Below are 15,408 nucleotides of genomic sequence, written 5' to 3'. Positions count from 1 at the left end.
CTGATGGGCGACATCAATGCTACCAAGCAGCCATCTCTGTCATTCCCATCGAAGCAACAAATAGTAAAGAACGACGCTCAGAAACCGTTAGCGATCGCTGCGATCCCGCAAGCTCAAGCCCACCGATAAAACAGTCAATTTTGAGCAAGCAATATTAACTCACCAATTGTCGTTTTAGCAGTAAGGCCAAGTCCTGAATTAATTCCATTAGAAATGCGTTCAGGCAACATTTTTGTAACTAAAAATACGGTATCTAAAACTAGTCCCAAAAATCATGAGGCCGTGGAATTCACAGAAGCTTTTTCACAGCTCGCGATCGCTCATTAATTGCAACGGGATATCAACTTTGTGAATATCTCAGAGGTTTTCTACCGGAGGCGAACAAGTCATCAGGAGTATTTCAGCGTGAGCCCAACAGCACCCTAAAGCCTCAATATACTCGCCACCGTCCAACATTCACCCCCCCTTTTTTCTGGCAGTGAATGTGAGGATGGGATCAGCATTTTTAGCTTGAAGCAAAAGAAAAGACCTAGCCAATCATACCTGAGGCAGCTAGGTCAAAACGGAGCGATGTTTGTCGATGATGAATCGACTTTAATTATTCTCGAAGAGCATCTAAGAAACAACAGACGTGAGTGCTTCTTCTGGCATCGCAAACAGCATTTTTTTCAAATGTTTCAAAGCGGGCGTCACAATGGCGATGAAATAAGCTTCTCGCAACTTCCGCTCCGGCGCGCTGCCGTGAACGTAAGCCCGCGCTCCGGCGTGCAGCATAGTGGCCTGAGCCGCCCGCAACGACAACTCCGATCCCGCAATGCGAGCCTGTATTACTTCACGCAAGAGTTGGTCGTCAATAATGCCGTCAGTGGCGTCGAGGCGATCGGCCAGAGCGTAAGTGCGATCGCGTGCCATCTGCAAGTCCGCTTCAATGTCTTCGGCCTGGTCATCCAAAAAGCGATTCACATGGCCCAGCCGCTTATTGGTGCGTTTCATCAGCTCCACGCAGCTATCTACCAAACCGAGCCCCATCCCCACTTGCGTCAGGATAAAACCGGGCCGAATCCGCAGCACATAGTCATCACAGGGGGCCGCCAACACGCGAGCATCGGGCACAAACACATCGCGGAACACACAGCTATAGGTGCCAGTCCCTTCCAGCGCGATGAAGTGAGCATTGCAACGCAACGTCATGCCTTCCATGTCATCCGACACCACAGCCATCATGTAATCATCGCTGTCGGCGATTTTGGCCGCCACTCCAAACCAGTGACCAGGCCCCAAATTCGAGACCCAGGGCAACATGCCATTCACGCGGAAGCCCCCTTTCACGGGTTCTGCCGTCAGGGCAATTTTTTCAATATCCACGAAATGCTTCATCGGGTTCGAGAGGCCAGTGCCCGCCAGCTGCTTACCCGTAGCGATATCTGGCAGCAATTCCTGGGCCAACGCCTGATTGTCCGTGTTTTGCAAATACCAGGTACAGGCCACCTGACACCAAGCCATAAACCCGGTGGAGATGCACTCTTTAGAAATCTCTTCAATGCTTTGAATCGCCGCTTTCAAACCCAGGCCCGTGCCGCCCAATTCTGGAGCCACTGCGTGGGCGTAAGCGTTTACGTCGCCCAACTGATGCAAAATCTCGCGAGGATATTCCCCTTTGAGGTCGATATCAGCCACCTTGGGCGTGAGCTGTTGCTTAACCACCGCTGACACGGCCTCAGTCGCGGCGTGATAGTCCATGGCGGCGTGAGTCTGAGAAGCTTGTTGAATCGTCTGCATTGTGAGTGATGGTGAAGTTCTTTATCGGTGCAAAGCGCCTATTAGGGCAGACCAAAAACAGCCATTAACAGCTGCTTTCAGACGTTAACTTAACTATACATTTATGACTTTGGGGGCGGCTGCCAAGCGGCTTACCCACGGAACGTTGCCTGGGTGAGTAACTGTCAACAGCCATCAGTAACCATTCATGATGCGGGTGGACACCAGCCGTAAAGGGCTGAAGTGGCGCGATGGTCATGATTCGGGAGTATGACCATCGCTCAGAGCCGGGCTCTGCTTCAGCCCTCACTGACTGACTTCTCTAGCCGAGAAGACTTGAGCCGTTGAGATCGCGGGGCTTACGCCATTTCCACGCTGACGGGCATCGGATTGCTCAAAGTGGCGGACACAGGCGACCACTTGTTGGCATGGGCCACCATTTCGGCCAACTCTTCTTTCGAGGCGTCACCGTCAATGTCAACCTTGACCCGGACATCGGTAAAGCCAATTTGCGGCTTCGCCAACTCGCCCGTGCCCCAGGTGCTGGTGATATTGATGTCACCTTCGAGAGAAATTTCAAGCTTGGTGAGGGTAATACCGCGAGCGGCAGCATTGGCCTGCAGCCCCACCGCCAAACAGGAACCGAACGCACCCAACACAATCTCCGAGGGATTGGGAGCTGTATTGTCGCCCAAGAGACCGGGGGGCTCATCCACCACAAAGGGCTCTAAATCGCGAGCGTAGTTCAAGCTGCGGAACTTGCGCTCACAAACGGTCTTGACCTTGAGGGTCTTGTCGGCGGGGTTGGCGCGGTTCTTTTCGCCGAGCTCTTGCAGGCCATCTTTGGGAATGGGCGCGATGGACACCTTGGCGGTATCAGACATAAGGTTCACCAAATAGAACGATCTATCTATTTATATTAAAGGAAACTTCTCGTTTGGGGAATGTGGTGATGGCTACAGTTTGGGCGATCGGGAAGGCTGCATCACCCGCAAGTCTTCAACAGCTACGCAGCTACGCAGGTTTGAGCGCCAGGGTGAGCAACTGCCGCGCCACATCAAAACTGGCGTGAAGGCGCTGGGTGTCGCGGTGCAGCTTACCCATCAGCATTGCCCCCTCAATTACCGTCATAATTTGCGCCGCCAGCAAATCGGGGTCGGTGGCAGGTAAGAGCTGGTCACGTCCGGCATGGAGTCGTTGAGCGATCGCCCCCTCCCACCGCGCAAACACTGTTTGCAAGTGCTCGCGAAAGCTATCGTCCTGCTCCACCAGATCCACAATCAGGTTGCCGAGCAGACAGCCGCCACAAAACGGCTCACGGGTTTGCTTCGCTTCCAGCGTATCGAGAATCCAAAACACCTGATCAATGGGCGATTCATGCCGGGTCACAGCGGGTTCCAGCACGTTTTTCTCCAGCTTCTCCCATTCAAAATCGATCAGCGCATGCCCCAACGCCTGCTTCGATTCAAAATAGTTGTAAAAACTGCCCGACGAAGCGCCGCTCAACCGAAACAGTTCGCTCAGCCCCGTAGCGGTTAACCCCTGGCGGTGAACCGTGTCGATGACCGCTTCGAGAATATCCTCACGGGTGCGCTTCAGATTAGCCATAGCAGCTTGGGCTCAGAGGGTGACAACCAACCTCTCTTCTACGCGCAGCATCCGTTTGCGCCCGTAGAGAGGCAAAAACATTGGGGAGACGTCCTCCCCCCAACCCCAAAGCTATTGTGCATCATTATTGTCAAACTCTCTTGACCCGCCCTGAGCGCCAGCCGACCTCGGAGGGACCGACTCGACATCAAAGTCTCAACCCCGCTAAACCAAACCCATCCGGTTTGCGGTAGAGTGAGCATCGCCCGTGGTCATGAGGCTGGGGGCGATCGCGGTCAATTCCCCTGCGTAATTGTGTTATGAATTCGGAATCTCCGCTCAGGTTTGATGTCGTCACCTTATTTCCTGACTTCTTTGCGTCGCCGTTGCAGTCTGGCCTGTTGGGCAAAGCGCTAGAGCGGGGCATCGCCAGCGTCAACTTGGTGAACCCTCGCGATTTCACCACTGACAAGCATCGCAAAGTGGACGATGAACCCTATGGCGGGGGCGTCGGCATGTTGATGAAGCCGGAACCGATTTTCGCCGCCGTCGAGTCCCTGCCCACCTATCCTCGGCGAGAAGTCATCTTGCTGACGCCCCAGGGCGAAACGATGGCCCAGCCCTTATTCCGGCAGCTCAATGCTGAGCTCGACCAAATTGTGCTGATTTGCGGCCATTACGAAGGGGTCGATGAGCGGGTATTGCATCTGGTCGATCGCGAGGTTTCCCTCGGCGATTTTGTCCTCACCTGTGGCGAAATCCCGGCGTTGACCCTGATTAACGGCGTAGTGCGGCTGCGACCGGGCACCGTCGGCAAAACCGATTCGCTCAAATTCGAAAGCTTTGAAGCGGACCTGCTGGATTATCCTCAATACACTCGTCCGGCCGAGTTTCGGGGGTGGACCGTACCCGACGTTTTGCGATCGGGCAATCACGCCGCGATCGCCGCCTGGCGGCACCAGCAGCAAGTGAATCGGACACGGCAGCGTCGCCCCGATTTATACGCCACCTGGCAAGCCCAGCAGTCCTCAACCGAGTCCCCCTAGCTGACCACTCACACCCTATCCTCAGACATTGATGGCTGGTCAAAATCGCTCATACTTAGTCAAATGTGCTGAGTTATACCTAGACGTTTTCTGTAAATTTGCTACCATCGACTTATGAATATACGGATCGGCAACGGCTACGACATCCATCGGTTAGTAGAAGGGCGGCCCTTGATTTTAGGGGGAGTAACCATTCCCCACGTCATGGGCCTGCTCGGTCACAGTGATGCCGATGTGCTGACCCACGCCATTACCGATGCGTTGCTAGGCGCTTTAAGCCTGGGCGATATTGGCACCTACTTTCCCCCCAGTGACCCCCAGTGGGCGGGTGCCGATAGTCTGAAATTGCTCGACCAGGTCTACCAAATGGTGCGCGATCGCGGTTGGGCGATCGTCAATGTCGATAGCGTCGTCGTTGCCGAACGTCCCAAGCTCAAGCCCCATATCGCTGCCATGCGCAGTGCCCTAGCCGCAGCGTTAAATCTTGCCCCCGACCAAGTCGGCGTCAAAGCCACCACGAATGAAAAGCTCGGCCCCACAGGTCGTGAAGAAGGCATTGCCGCTTATGCTGTCGTGCTGATTGCTAGGGCTTCGACCTGAGCAACTTGCACAAATGTCATCAGGATGACGGTAATAATTACATTTCTGAATGTAAAGTTACAGTTAACTTAGTTTGGGTTTTTGTGAAGGAATGACCCAAGAGCCTGGCGGCAAAAGTGTATCCTGTAGAACACAATCAGGGTATTTACGTAGGTTCTCTCGCAGGTTAGGCAAGATTGAGTCAGATTGGCGATCGCCAGGGAGCAGAGAATGGGTATCTATCAATGCAAACACATGACTCACGCCGAGTCACTTGAGCCAGCTGATCCGCTGCCATTTGAATGGGCAAAGGCGTTTCCGAGTTGGTTTCAAACGCCTCCTCCTGAGCGCATTGGGTTACAGGGCGAATATGATTACCATGGCCTGCAAAAGCGCGTCGAGGCTGTGTTTTCTCAACAGTTTGTGCCCTCAGAGCTAGAGCGTTTGACCGTTAGTCAGCGGGGCCGCGTGGTCATTCTTCAAGGTGTTGTGAGCGATCACGCCATGCTAAGAGAGTTGGTCAGCTTAGCAAAACAAGTAGAAGGCACTTATCGGGTCGAAACGGCTTGGGTGACCTGTACCGCTGAGCAAAATCTCATGATGGCAATTTAGCCACAGAGAGCCACTGAGGTAACCGCGATCGCTGATCAGGGCTCACCTGAGTCGCTATTGTTAAGGCGACCCTTTAAGACCACTCTTCCCTGTGAGCGATCATCCGCTACCTTTACTGACCCTTGATATTGATGTCATTCGCCAACAAGCGCATCACGTTGGCTTTCATCGCGTCGGCATCGCTCGCATTGATCACAGTCAACCCGCCGCGATCGCCGCTAACACTGCCCTGCAAAATTGGCTGCACCAAGGCTATCAGGCTGATATGGCGTGGATGAGCAATCCCAAACGCCAAGACATTCAACAAGTCATGCCAGGGGTGCGATCGCTGATCTGCGTCGCGCTGAACTATTACACCCCGCATCAGCACTCCGACAATGCTCAGCACGGCAAAATCTCGCGCTACGGCTGGGGACGCGACTATCACCGCGTCATGCAAAAAAAATTGAAGGCGCTGTCAGAATGGCTGCGATCGCACCATCCCGACATTCAAACCCGTTTTTATGTCGATACTGGCCCGGTTTCCGATAAGTTTTGGGCGCAGCAGGCCGGGATCGGGTGGATCGCTAAAAACGGCAACGTCATCACCCGTGACTACGGTTCCTGGGTGTTTCTTGGCGAAATCCTCACCAATCTAGATTTGCCCGCCGATACTCCCCATACCGCCCACTGCGGTACCTGCACCCGGTGTATCGAGGCTTGCCCCACGGATGCGATCGCCGCCCCCTTCGTCGTTGATGCCAACCGCTGCATCGCTTACCACACCATTGAAAACCGCGACCCAACGCTGCCCCCCAACATTGCGCAAAACCTACACGGCTGGGTGGCGGGTTGCGACATCTGCCAAGACGTCTGCCCCTGGAACCAACGCTTTGCCCAACCCACGGATGTGAAAGATTTTCAGCCTTACCCCGATAACGTGGCACCTAACCTGGCCGAGTTAACGAATTTGAGTGAGGTCGACTGGAATCGTCGCTTTCCCGCCTCGGCCCTGCGGCGCATTAAACCCTCTATGTGGCGACGCAATGCCCGCGCAGCTCAGCAAAGTCGACCGTCTTAACGCGATCGCGGCAGTTGGCCCATCATCCGCAACCACAAGTCCTTAATACTTCTTGACATGGCTGAAATCGTGGCAACGCGATCGATAGGATAATAAACAGCAACTTTTTAGAACAGGTCATACAGCGGGCGATCGCCCTGCTCAACCGACTTTAGCCAGGTATTTAAGAGGAAAACACTTTGGTCAGTACAGCCCCACTCAAAACCAGCAAATCTGAAGAGATTTTTAGCGCCGCTCAACACCTCATGCCCGGTGGCGTTAGTTCTCCGGTTCGCGCCTTCAAATCGGTCGGTGGCCAACCCATCGTCTTCGATCGCGTCAAAGGTGCCTACATTTGGGACGTTGATAACAACCAATATATCGACTATGTCGGCACCTGGGGCCCCGCCATCTGCGGTCACGCCCACCCCGAAGTGCTGCAAGCCCTGTCCGCCGCCCTCGAAAAAGGCACCAGCTTCGGCGCCCCCTGCTATCTCGAAAACGTACTGGCGGAGATGGTGATCAACGCCGTCCCCAGCATCGAGATGGTGCGCTTCGTCAACTCCGGTACCGAAGCCTGCATGGCCGTGCTGCGCCTGATGCGCGCCTTTACCGGACGCGACAAAATCATCAAATTTGAAGGCAACTACCACGGCCACGCCGACATGTTTTTGGTGAAGGCCGGATCGGGCGTCGCCACCCTGGGCCTCCCCGACTCCCCTGGCGTCCCCAAAGCCGCCACCCAGAGCACCCTCACCGCCCCTTACAACGATCTGGAAGCGGTCAAAAAGCTGTTTGAAGAAAATCCCGGCGAAATCTCCGGCGTCATTCTCGAACCCGTCGTGGGCAACTCTGGTTTTGTCACTCCCGATGCCGGCTTCCTCGAAGGGCTGCGCGAACTCACCCGTGAATACGACGCCCTGCTCGTCTTTGACGAAGTCATGACCGGCTTCCGCATTGCCTACGGCGGTGCTCAGGAGAAATTTGGCGTCACCCCCGACCTCACCACCCTCGGCAAAATAATCGGCGGTGGGCTACCCGTCGGCGCTTACGGCGGTCGCCGCGACATCATGGAAATGATCGCCCCCGCTGGCCCGGTTTACCAGGCCGGCACCCTGTCTGGCAATCCCTTGGCGATGACCGCAGGCATCAAGACCCTCGAAATCTTGCAGCGTCCCGGCACCTACGAACAACTTGAAACGATGACCCACAAGCTCATCACCGGACTGTTGGCCGCGGCCCATGAAACGGGCCATGCCGCTACTGGCGGCAACATCAGCGCCATGTTCGGCATGTTCTTTACCGATAAAGACGTGCATAGCTACGACGACGCCAAAGGAGCTGACACTGAGAAGTTCAGCCGCTTCCATCGCGGCATGTTAGAGGCGGGCATTTACCTGGCTCCCTCGCAATACGAGGCGGGCTTCATGTCGCTGGCCCACACCGACGAGGATATTGAGAAGACGATCGCCGCCGCTTGCCAAGTGCTCAGCAACCTTTAATTGGTGGCATTCCCGTTTGTAGACTTTTCTCTAAGTCTTTTTTACAGAACAGGTAGAGCAATTAAGTAAAGAACTGCGCCCCTTATCCAAATCAGAATAAGGGGCGCAGTGTATTTAGAGCTTTAGGATTCCTCCTGGTAGAGACTTAGATGTTCATCTATGATCTTGCTCAAGAGCATGAATCAATAGATATTCACGATATAGAGAGAAGTAAAACGGGAAACTTAATTTTATGCATGAGTACAGCTTTATGTATAAGTGCGGGTAATTCCAGAAAAAAAGAATTGGTTCTGATACATAAACTCCTCTATAAACTCTGCTTCAACGCAATAGGGATACACTTGCTATGACTTTTAGTTCAGAAGCTTCTGCCTCAATCGCAGGAAAAATTGCTATCGAGTTGGCTACTGAAGCCTTGGAAGATTTTCTGGAAGATGAAGAAAACCAAGAGGTTATTGCAAAGCATATTTCAGGCTCATTCATCAATGCCTCCAAGGCTCTTTGCCTGCCAGATCAGTTTGAGAAGAACCTAGATGATTTTCTGGGAGAAGAGGATGAACAACAAATTTGAATACCCCATCGGAAGCATTATTCAACTCACAAGTCATGATTATCCTCACTGTGGAGTTGTAGTAGACCACAACAGATCGGTCGAGCTAATTGCTCAAAAAGACCAGTCAAAGCGTAAAATGATCTGCAAGTTGGTTCTTATTGATTTCTCGATTGCTAATGAGCATCCTATAAGTGATGGCTTGCCTGAATACACGCTAAGAAGATTGCCTACGACTTCATGGAATACATCTGAAATCAAGCAAAGAGTCCGTCACCTTAAGTCCAAGTATCACGATAGCGACTATCACATCGTCTACAATAATTGCCAGCATTTTGCATGGGAGTTGGCAACTGGAGAGGCAAAATCACCAGACGCTTCTAAGTTTAGGATGATCGGTGGATTGGTCGGTTGGGCGATGCATAAAAAGGATTTTGGGTCTGCATCTTCTAATGGCAGCAAGAGCTTAGAGGGACTAAGCTGTGAACTCGATAGGTTTCTTGTGCCAGTCTGATGGTTCCCAAAGCCTTAACAGTCACTGTTCCTCCATTGCCCTTCATAACCGTTTCTATTACTGATCGACTCATCCACTCCTTATCCTCACACCCACCTGCCCTCACCCCCTCAATGGTCGGTTATCGCCACTTATAAGCACGCACCGAAGGGGCTATTCTATGCTGGTTAGCACTCGACACAATTGAGTGCTAATGTTTCATTTGCAGAGAGAAAGAGTGGGACATGGCGAAACTAGTCATATTTGATGAAGCGTCGCGGCAAGCCCTGGAAAAAGGCGTGAACTCCCTGGCCGATGCGGTCAAGATCACCCTGGGGCCAAAAGGTCGCAACGTTGTACTAGAAAAGAAATTTGGCGCACCGCAAATCGTGAATGACGGGATCACGATCGCCAAAGAAATTGATTTAGAAAATCCTTACGAAAACACCGGCGCACGCCTGATTCAGGAAGTTGCCTCGAAAACTAAAGACTTGGCGGGCGACGGCACCACCACTGCAACGGTGTTGGCCCAAGCCATTATTCGTGAAGGGTTGAAGAACGTCGCAGCAGGTAGCAACCCGGTCAGCTTGCGTCGCGGCATCGACAAAGCCGTGGCCCAAGTGGTCGCTGGCATTGAGGCGGCAGCCAAGCCTGTAACGGGCAATGCCATTTCGCAAGTTGCTTCTGTTTCAGCGGGCAGCGATGACGAAGTCGGCGAGATGATTTCTGCCGCCATGGAAAAAGTGACGAAAGATGGCGTCATCACCGTAGAAGAGTCCAAATCCCTCTTCACCGAGTTGGAAGTCGTCGAAGGGATGCAGTTCGATCGCGGCTATATGTCACCCTACTTTGTGACCGATCAAGAGCGCATGGTCACGGAATTGGAGGGCGCTCGCATCCTGATCACCGACAAAAAAATCAGCTCCATTCAGGATCTGGTCGGCGTGCTGGAACGCATTGCTCAAGCGGGTGCGCCGTTGCTGATCATTGCTGAAGATATTGAAGGCGAAGCCTTGGCCACCCTGGTGGTCAACAAGGCTCGTGGCGTGCTGAACGTTGCCGCCGTGAAAGCGCCTAGCTTTGGCGATCGCCGCAAGGCCATGCTGCAAGACATCGCCGTCCTCACAGGCGGTCAGGTGATCTCCGAAGACATTGGCCTGAGCCTCGAAGCTGCCACCCTAGATATGTTGGGTACAGCCCGCAAAGTCAGCATCACCAAAGACACCACCACCCTCGTTTCTGACGCGGGCAACGAAGCGGATGTGCAGGCACGAGTCGCTCAAATTCGTCAAGAACTGGAGCGCACCGACTCTGACTACGACAAGGAAAAACTCTCGGAGCGCTTGGCCAAGCTGGCGGGCGGCGTCGCCGTCATCAAAGTGGGTGCAGCCACAGAAACCGAACTGAAAGACCGCAAACTGCGGATTGAAGACGCTCTGAGCGCGACCAAGGCCGCTGTGGACGAAGGTATCGTTCCTGGAGGTGGAGCCACCCTACTGCACCTGGCGACCAAGCTCGAAACGCTGAAGGCTTCCCTTTCCGTGGCGGAAGAGAAAGTCGGTGTGGATATCGTAATCAGAGCGCTGGAAGCGCCCCTTCGCCAAATCGTCGATAACTCCGGTGGCGAAGGCTCCGTCATCGTCGAGAAAGTCCGCGAACTCGACTTCAACATGGGCTACAACGCCCTGACTGGTGAGTTTGAAGACCTGATCGCCAGTGGCATCATCGATCCCGCAAAAGTAGTGCGCTCGGCGCTGCAAGATGCCGCCTCCGTCGCTGGAATGGTCCTAACCACCGAAGTTCTCGTCGTTGAGAAGCCTGAACCTCCCGCGCCTGCTGGTGGCGACCCCGGCATGGGTGGTATGGGCGGCATGGGTGGCATGGGCGGCATGGGTGGTATGGGCGGCATGGGCATGATGTAAGCCCGCCCAGCGCTTAACCAACCGATCCGTCTGAAACTAAACCGGGCCGGGAGCGATCGCTCCCGGCCCGGTTTTCATCAATATGTAGATTTCAGCCAGTTATGAGGACGCGACTAAGCTTTAGCCGTCAATGCTACCTTCAACCCCTTCGATGAGGTAATCCATCTTCTCTAGCTCAATGTCATCTTGCTTGTATTCTTGGTCACTGGTCAAAATGACATTGCCGCCGTTATCTTTCAGCTCACCCTTATAGATGACCAATTCGCCTGCGATCAGCTGCTCGCGAGCGGCATCGGCAGCTGCCTTAGCCTCATCGGTCACGGCTGGGCCGTAGGGCGACAGCTTACAGAACTTCCCACCAAGGCCCCCCCGCAAAATGTGAGGAATGTCACCGGCCATGAGCGTTTGCCCCGCTTTGAACTGCTCGCCCAGTTGAGAATAAATGCTCGACCAGTCCCACTCGGCCCCAGTGAGGTAACCTTCGGGGGCAAGCGGACCTTGGTTAGCGTGATAGCCGCTGGAATAAATGCCCCGACGTTCTGCGGTTTCCATCACGACTTTAGGACTGTCAACGTGACAGGTCACCACGTCAATACCCTGGTCGGCCATGCTATTGGTTGCTTCGGCTTCCTTCACCGGCTCTGCCCAGTCCCCAGTGAAGATGACCTGGGTAGTAATTTCTGGCTTTACAGACTTCGCGCCCAGAGTAAAGGCATTGATGTTGCGCAACACTTGTGGAATCGGCTTGGCCGCAACGAAACCGAGCTTGCCAGACTGCGTCATATGACCCGCCACAACCCCGGCGACATATTGCGCCTCGTCAATATAACCAAAGTAGCTACCCACATTGTCGGGATGAACGCCATCTTGATAGAGCCCCCCAGCGTGGAAGAACTGCACCTCCGGAAACTCTGCGGCTAGTTCCAAGATGTAGGGGTCGAAATAACCGAAGGATGTGGGAAACAAGACTTTCGCACCATCAATTTCAATCATGCTGCGCATGGTTTCGGCGACGGCGGTCGTTTCAGGTACGCTGGCTTCTTCCACTAGCTTGATGCCGGGAACGTTGGCGACCATGGCAGCAGCCCCTTCGGCATGGGCCTGGTTATAGCCAAAATCATCTTTGGGGCCAACGTAGATGAATCCGACAACTAACTCCTCACCACCAGCGTCCCCCGTGGCGGCTTCGTCAGTAGTGGCATCGCCCTCCGGAGCCGGGCTGCAGGCTGTGCCAAACTTGGTAACCACGCCAAAGGCAGTAGTCGCCATCAAACCGCGCACCATCTGGCGACGAGAGATGCGGGTAAATCGGCGTTGAGTCATAGCGTTTTCTCCTACAAGGAATGGGGCATTGAAAAGGGGAGGCAGAATTAGTGAATGGGCTCAGAATATCGGCCAACAAACAATTTTGCCGGGCAGCGATCGCCGCCATCAAGCCAACCCAACATCACAGTCTCAATCTGGCTCAAATTAAGGATTGATAAAAGACCGAGATAATTTTGTATCTTTAGCTGCTTTTCGCCAAATTCTCGTCAACCTGACGCTGCTTTTTGCTAGTGAGCCTTAAGGGAATGAGCTTACAGAAGGGAACGGTTCCCTCGAACTAATGCTGACTATTATTCAACCAGTTCAACAGAGAACTCTCTCCTCAGCAGTGGTGGGCAGCCCCATCAATCTCCCCCTAAATCTGTCTCTGTCAAAACTTTTGGGGCTCGCCTGCCCCGCGTTCTCATCCACCCGGACCTCATCCCTCCCTCTTAAGCAGCATGTCATGTGCTCGCCGACCTCTAAATGTGGGGTAGAGTATGGGCCGTAGAGCTTTTCACAAGTGACGAGGGGCGATGAATTGGAAACGGCTAGGACTCTTGATTATCTTGGGACTGCTGAGTGGCATCGTATTCGCCTATGCCCACGCTGCGATGCAAGCCCCACCACCAACTACAACCTCCAAAGCCCCCACCGAAATCACCACAACTGAGGTCGCTGCCCCCACTGAGGCCCTAGCCGTCACTGCCCCCTCCATCGAACTGCCCGCCGCGACTCAAGCGCTGCTCGCGAGCCTTAATCAAGCGCCGTTTCAGCCTGAGCGCGGCGATCTGCGGCTGGTGGCTATTAGTGACCTAAATGGGGCCTACGGATCTACCGATTACGACCCCGATGTCGATAAAGCGATCGCCCTCATTCCCTTCTGGCAACCGGATTTAGTTGTAGCCGGTGGCGACATGATTGCAGGGCAATCGTCCTCATTGACAACAGCACAAATTCAGGCCATGTGGGCCGCCTTTGATGAACATGTTCGCGCCCCTTTGGATGCAGCAGGTATTCCCTTCGGCTTTACCATCGGCAACCACGACGCCTCCGGAGCCCGTGGGGCCAACGGCCAGTTTACCTTTCAGCAAGAGCGAGATTTGGCTACTGCCTACTGGCAAGCGCCAGAGCACACTCCCGACGTCGAGTTCATCGATCGCGCTGACTATCCCTTTTTCTATACCTTTCGCCAGGGCGATGTCTTCTTTATGGCATGGGATGGCTCGACCCACCAGATTCCCCCCGACAAGCTGACCTGGGTAGAGCAAAGCCTAGCCAGCGAAGCCGCCCAGAGCGCTCGCCTGCGGATTTTGTTGAGCCATCTGCCGCTGTATGCCGTGGCCGAAGGACGCAACGCCCCCGGTGAAGTAATGGCCAACGCAGAGCAGTTACGGACCATGCTAGAGCGGTACAACGTGCATACCTACATTAGCGGCCATCACCACGCTTATTATCCTGGCCATCGAGGCAAATTACAGCTCCTCCACATGGGGATCATCGGCTCGGGGCCTCGCGCCTTGATCGATAGCGACTTGCCCCGCTGGAAAGCCATCACCGTACTCGATATAGACTTTGAGCAAGCTGAGAGCGAGCTAATTCGTTATACCACCTATGACATTCAGACACTGGAGTTGATTGAGTACGGTCAACTCCCCCGCTATTTAGCAGGGCACAACGGCATGGTGCTTCGTCGTGACCTCGAACTGGCTGACCTGAGCACCGCCGAGCAAAGCGCCTGTCAAGCAAAGCTCGGAACCGCCCTGTGCAGTTAACCCCTAATCCTCGCTCACAGCACCAGCTGCATCGACAGACCAGCATCCTCTATCTATCCACTTTTCCGCTACCGCCCCCAAATTGCTCTAAACTCATCCTGTTGGCCGTTCAAAATCAGATTCATGGCAGCACAATCTACGATTCCTGTGGTGGTAAATGGCGCGTGTGGCAAGATGGGCCGCGAAGTTATCAAGGCCGTCACCGCTGCTGAAGATATGACCCTGGTGGCAGCGATCGACAAAAATCCTGCGGTCCTTGGCGAAGACATCGGCGAAATTGCAGGATGCGGTCCGGTGGAAATTCCGGTCACGCCGGATCTTGAAGCAGCACTGGTACAAGCCCAAAGCGAAGGCTTGGCAGTCATGATTGATTTCACCCACCCCGATACCATCTACAACTCAGTGCGAGCAGCGATCGCCTATGGCGTTCGTCCCGTCGTAGGTACCACAGGCTTGACAGCAGACCAGATTAAGGAACTGGCAGAATTTGCAGAGAAAGCCAGCATCGGCTGCCTGATCATTCCCAACTTTTCTATCGGAGTCGTATTGATGCAACAGGCGGCTCAGCAGGCAGCACAATACTTCAACCACGTCGAGATCATCGAGCTACACCATAATCAAAAGGCCGACGCCCCCAGCGGCACGGCCATCCAGACTGCTCAAATGCTCTCTACCCCTGACAAAGCCTTCAACCCTGCCCAAGTAGAAGAATCCGAAAAAATGACTGGTGCTCGCGGCAGCACCACTGACGATGGCATTCGTATCCATAGCGTTCGATTGCCCGGTCTGATTGCCCATCAGGAAGTGCTGTTTGGGGCACCGGGACAGCTTTATACTCTGCGTCACGATACCAGCGATCGTGCCTGCTACATGCCCGGTGTACTGCTGGCAGTGCGGCGAGTCATGCCTCTGAAGTCCCTCATCTACGGCTTGGATAAAATTTTGTAGACACCGATATCATCCCTTAGCTCAGAGCAATCGAGCAAAGAACTTTTCGACGAAATTCTTCTTTATCTACGCAGCGCATTAAACTACAAGTCGTCACCCTGAGCGCAGTCGTCAACCAAAAGACGGTTCTACATTTCATGAAAAGAGTTATGGAAGGCCATCTTTAGCGAGACTATTGATTTGTAGAGCTTCTAGATTAGGTGAACCTTTCCTTAAATCAGCCTTTCATTTTAAAGTAAACCGTCCTCTGCTGCGGGAACAACAGAGGACGGTTATTAGGGACCTGGCACCG

Annotated in this window: 14 protein-coding genes; 10 read left to right on the top strand and 4 right to left on the bottom strand. The window is 53.9% G+C overall.

The window, feature by feature from the left end; translation table 11 throughout:
* Positions 1-615: 615 nt before the first annotated feature.
* The 3 genes from DYY88_RS17615 to DYY88_RS17605 all read right to left on the bottom strand — a co-directional run bounded on the left by DYY88_RS17615 (position 616) and on the right by DYY88_RS17605 (position 3,366).
* On the bottom strand, positions 616-1,779 hold the full coding sequence (locus DYY88_RS17615) for an acyl-CoA dehydrogenase family protein (protein WP_039729076.1): 1,164 nt from the start codon (positions 1,777-1,779) through the stop codon (positions 616-618).
* A 338-nt stretch (positions 1,780-2,117) separates the two neighbouring features.
* A complete protein-coding gene (locus DYY88_RS17610; RefSeq protein ID WP_039729077.1) occupies positions 2,118-2,642 on the bottom strand; it encodes an OsmC family protein in 525 nt (174 codons plus the stop codon).
* Between the two features lie 130 nt (positions 2,643-2,772).
* On the bottom strand, positions 2,773-3,366 hold the full coding sequence (locus DYY88_RS17605; protein WP_039729079.1) for a TetR/AcrR family transcriptional regulator: 594 nt from the start codon (positions 3,364-3,366) through the stop codon (positions 2,773-2,775).
* Between the two features lie 299 nt (positions 3,367-3,665).
* On the opposite strand from DYY88_RS17605, the gene trmD reads away from it, so the two are divergent.
* From trmD to groL, 8 genes are all read left to right on the top strand, one after another.
* Positions 3,666-4,391 carry a tRNA (guanosine(37)-N1)-methyltransferase TrmD gene (trmD, locus tag DYY88_RS17600; protein WP_039729080.1) on the top strand — a complete coding sequence of 242 codons (726 nt, stop codon included), beginning with the start codon at positions 3,666-3,668 and terminating at the stop codon, positions 4,389-4,391.
* Positions 4,392-4,505: 114 nt separating this feature from the next.
* Positions 4,506-4,991 (top strand): 2-C-methyl-D-erythritol 2,4-cyclodiphosphate synthase, encoded by a 486-nt coding sequence (gene ispF, locus DYY88_RS17595; RefSeq protein ID WP_039729081.1) that lies wholly within the window; start codon positions 4,506-4,508, stop codon positions 4,989-4,991.
* Between the two features lie 234 nt (positions 4,992-5,225).
* The gene (locus DYY88_RS17590; RefSeq protein WP_044151419.1) at positions 5,226-5,582 is read left to right on the top strand and encodes a hypothetical protein; all 357 of its coding nucleotides are present in this window, start codon (positions 5,226-5,228) and stop codon (positions 5,580-5,582) included.
* A gap of 91 nt (positions 5,583-5,673) precedes the next feature.
* Complete coding sequence (gene queG / locus DYY88_RS17585) at positions 5,674-6,642, top strand: tRNA epoxyqueuosine(34) reductase QueG (RefSeq protein ID WP_242517638.1); 969 nt, start codon at positions 5,674-5,676, stop codon at positions 6,640-6,642.
* A gap of 179 nt (positions 6,643-6,821) precedes the next feature.
* A complete protein-coding gene (gene hemL, locus DYY88_RS17580) occupies positions 6,822-8,123 on the top strand; it encodes a glutamate-1-semialdehyde 2,1-aminomutase (protein ID WP_039729082.1) in 1,302 nt (433 codons plus the stop codon).
* Between the two features lie 346 nt (positions 8,124-8,469).
* Positions 8,470-8,694 (top strand): hypothetical protein, encoded by a 225-nt coding sequence (locus tag DYY88_RS17575; protein WP_039729083.1) that lies wholly within the window; start codon positions 8,470-8,472, stop codon positions 8,692-8,694.
* A complete protein-coding gene (locus DYY88_RS17570; protein ID WP_039729084.1) occupies positions 8,678-9,187 on the top strand; it encodes a lecithin retinol acyltransferase family protein in 510 nt (169 codons plus the stop codon). Before DYY88_RS17575 ends, DYY88_RS17570 begins: the two co-directional genes overlap by 17 nt.
* A gap of 224 nt (positions 9,188-9,411) precedes the next feature.
* A complete protein-coding gene (gene groL, locus DYY88_RS17565) occupies positions 9,412-11,088 on the top strand; it encodes a chaperonin GroEL (RefSeq protein WP_039729087.1) in 1,677 nt (558 codons plus the stop codon).
* Between the two features lie 120 nt (positions 11,089-11,208).
* Here groL and DYY88_RS17560 read toward each other — a convergent pair whose 3' ends face one another.
* A complete protein-coding gene (locus DYY88_RS17560; RefSeq protein WP_039729088.1) occupies positions 11,209-12,411 on the bottom strand; it encodes a BMP family ABC transporter substrate-binding protein in 1,203 nt (400 codons plus the stop codon).
* A 518-nt stretch (positions 12,412-12,929) separates the two neighbouring features.
* On the opposite strand from DYY88_RS17560, the gene DYY88_RS17555 reads away from it, so the two are divergent.
* Both DYY88_RS17555 and dapB read left to right on the top strand, forming a co-directional pair.
* Complete coding sequence (locus DYY88_RS17555) at positions 12,930-14,168, top strand: metallophosphoesterase family protein (RefSeq protein ID WP_039729089.1); 1,239 nt, start codon at positions 12,930-12,932, stop codon at positions 14,166-14,168.
* Positions 14,169-14,291: 123 nt separating this feature from the next.
* The gene (dapB, locus tag DYY88_RS17550; protein WP_039729091.1) at positions 14,292-15,116 is read left to right on the top strand and encodes a 4-hydroxy-tetrahydrodipicolinate reductase; all 825 of its coding nucleotides are present in this window, start codon (positions 14,292-14,294) and stop codon (positions 15,114-15,116) included.
* Positions 15,117-15,408: the final 292 nt, after the last annotated feature.

The sequence above is a fragment of the Leptolyngbya iicbica LK genome (assembly GCF_004212215.1).
GTDB lineage: Bacteria > Cyanobacteriota > Cyanobacteriia > Phormidesmidales > Phormidesmidaceae > Halomicronema > Halomicronema iicbica.
The sequence above is the reverse complement of the archived record's forward strand: the minus strand, read 5'-3'. Positions and strand labels throughout refer to the sequence as shown.

Bases quoted from the DNA above. Each gene is read 5' to 3' on its own strand.
- ispF (WP_039729081.1), top strand. From the start codon at position 4,506: ATGAATATACGGATCGGCAACGGCTACGACATCCATCGGTTAGTAGAA.
- trmD (WP_039729080.1), top strand. From the start codon at position 3,666: ATGAATTCGGAATCTCCGCTCAGGTTTGATGTCGTCACCTTATTTCCT.
- DYY88_RS17590 (WP_044151419.1), top strand. From the start codon at position 5,226: ATGACTCACGCCGAGTCACTTGAGCCAGCTGATCCGCTGCCATTTGAA.
- DYY88_RS17555 (WP_039729089.1), top strand. From the start codon at position 12,930: ATGAATTGGAAACGGCTAGGACTCTTGATTATCTTGGGACTGCTGAGT.
- DYY88_RS17615 (WP_039729076.1), bottom strand. From the start codon at position 1,779: ATGCAGACGATTCAACAAGCTTCTCAGACTCACGCCGCCATGGACTAT.
- DYY88_RS17570 (WP_039729084.1), top strand. From the start codon at position 8,678: ATGAACAACAAATTTGAATACCCCATCGGAAGCATTATTCAACTCACA.
- dapB (WP_039729091.1), top strand. From the start codon at position 14,292: ATGGCAGCACAATCTACGATTCCTGTGGTGGTAAATGGCGCGTGTGGC.
- DYY88_RS17560 (WP_039729088.1), bottom strand. From the start codon at position 12,411: ATGACTCAACGCCGATTTACCCGCATCTCTCGTCGCCAGATGGTGCGC.
- DYY88_RS17575 (WP_039729083.1), top strand. From the start codon at position 8,470: ATGACTTTTAGTTCAGAAGCTTCTGCCTCAATCGCAGGAAAAATTGCT.
- DYY88_RS17605 (WP_039729079.1), bottom strand. From the start codon at position 3,366: ATGGCTAATCTGAAGCGCACCCGTGAGGATATTCTCGAAGCGGTCATC.
- DYY88_RS17610 (WP_039729077.1), bottom strand. From the start codon at position 2,642: ATGTCTGATACCGCCAAGGTGTCCATCGCGCCCATTCCCAAAGATGGC.
- groL (WP_039729087.1), top strand. From the start codon at position 9,412: ATGGCGAAACTAGTCATATTTGATGAAGCGTCGCGGCAAGCCCTGGAA.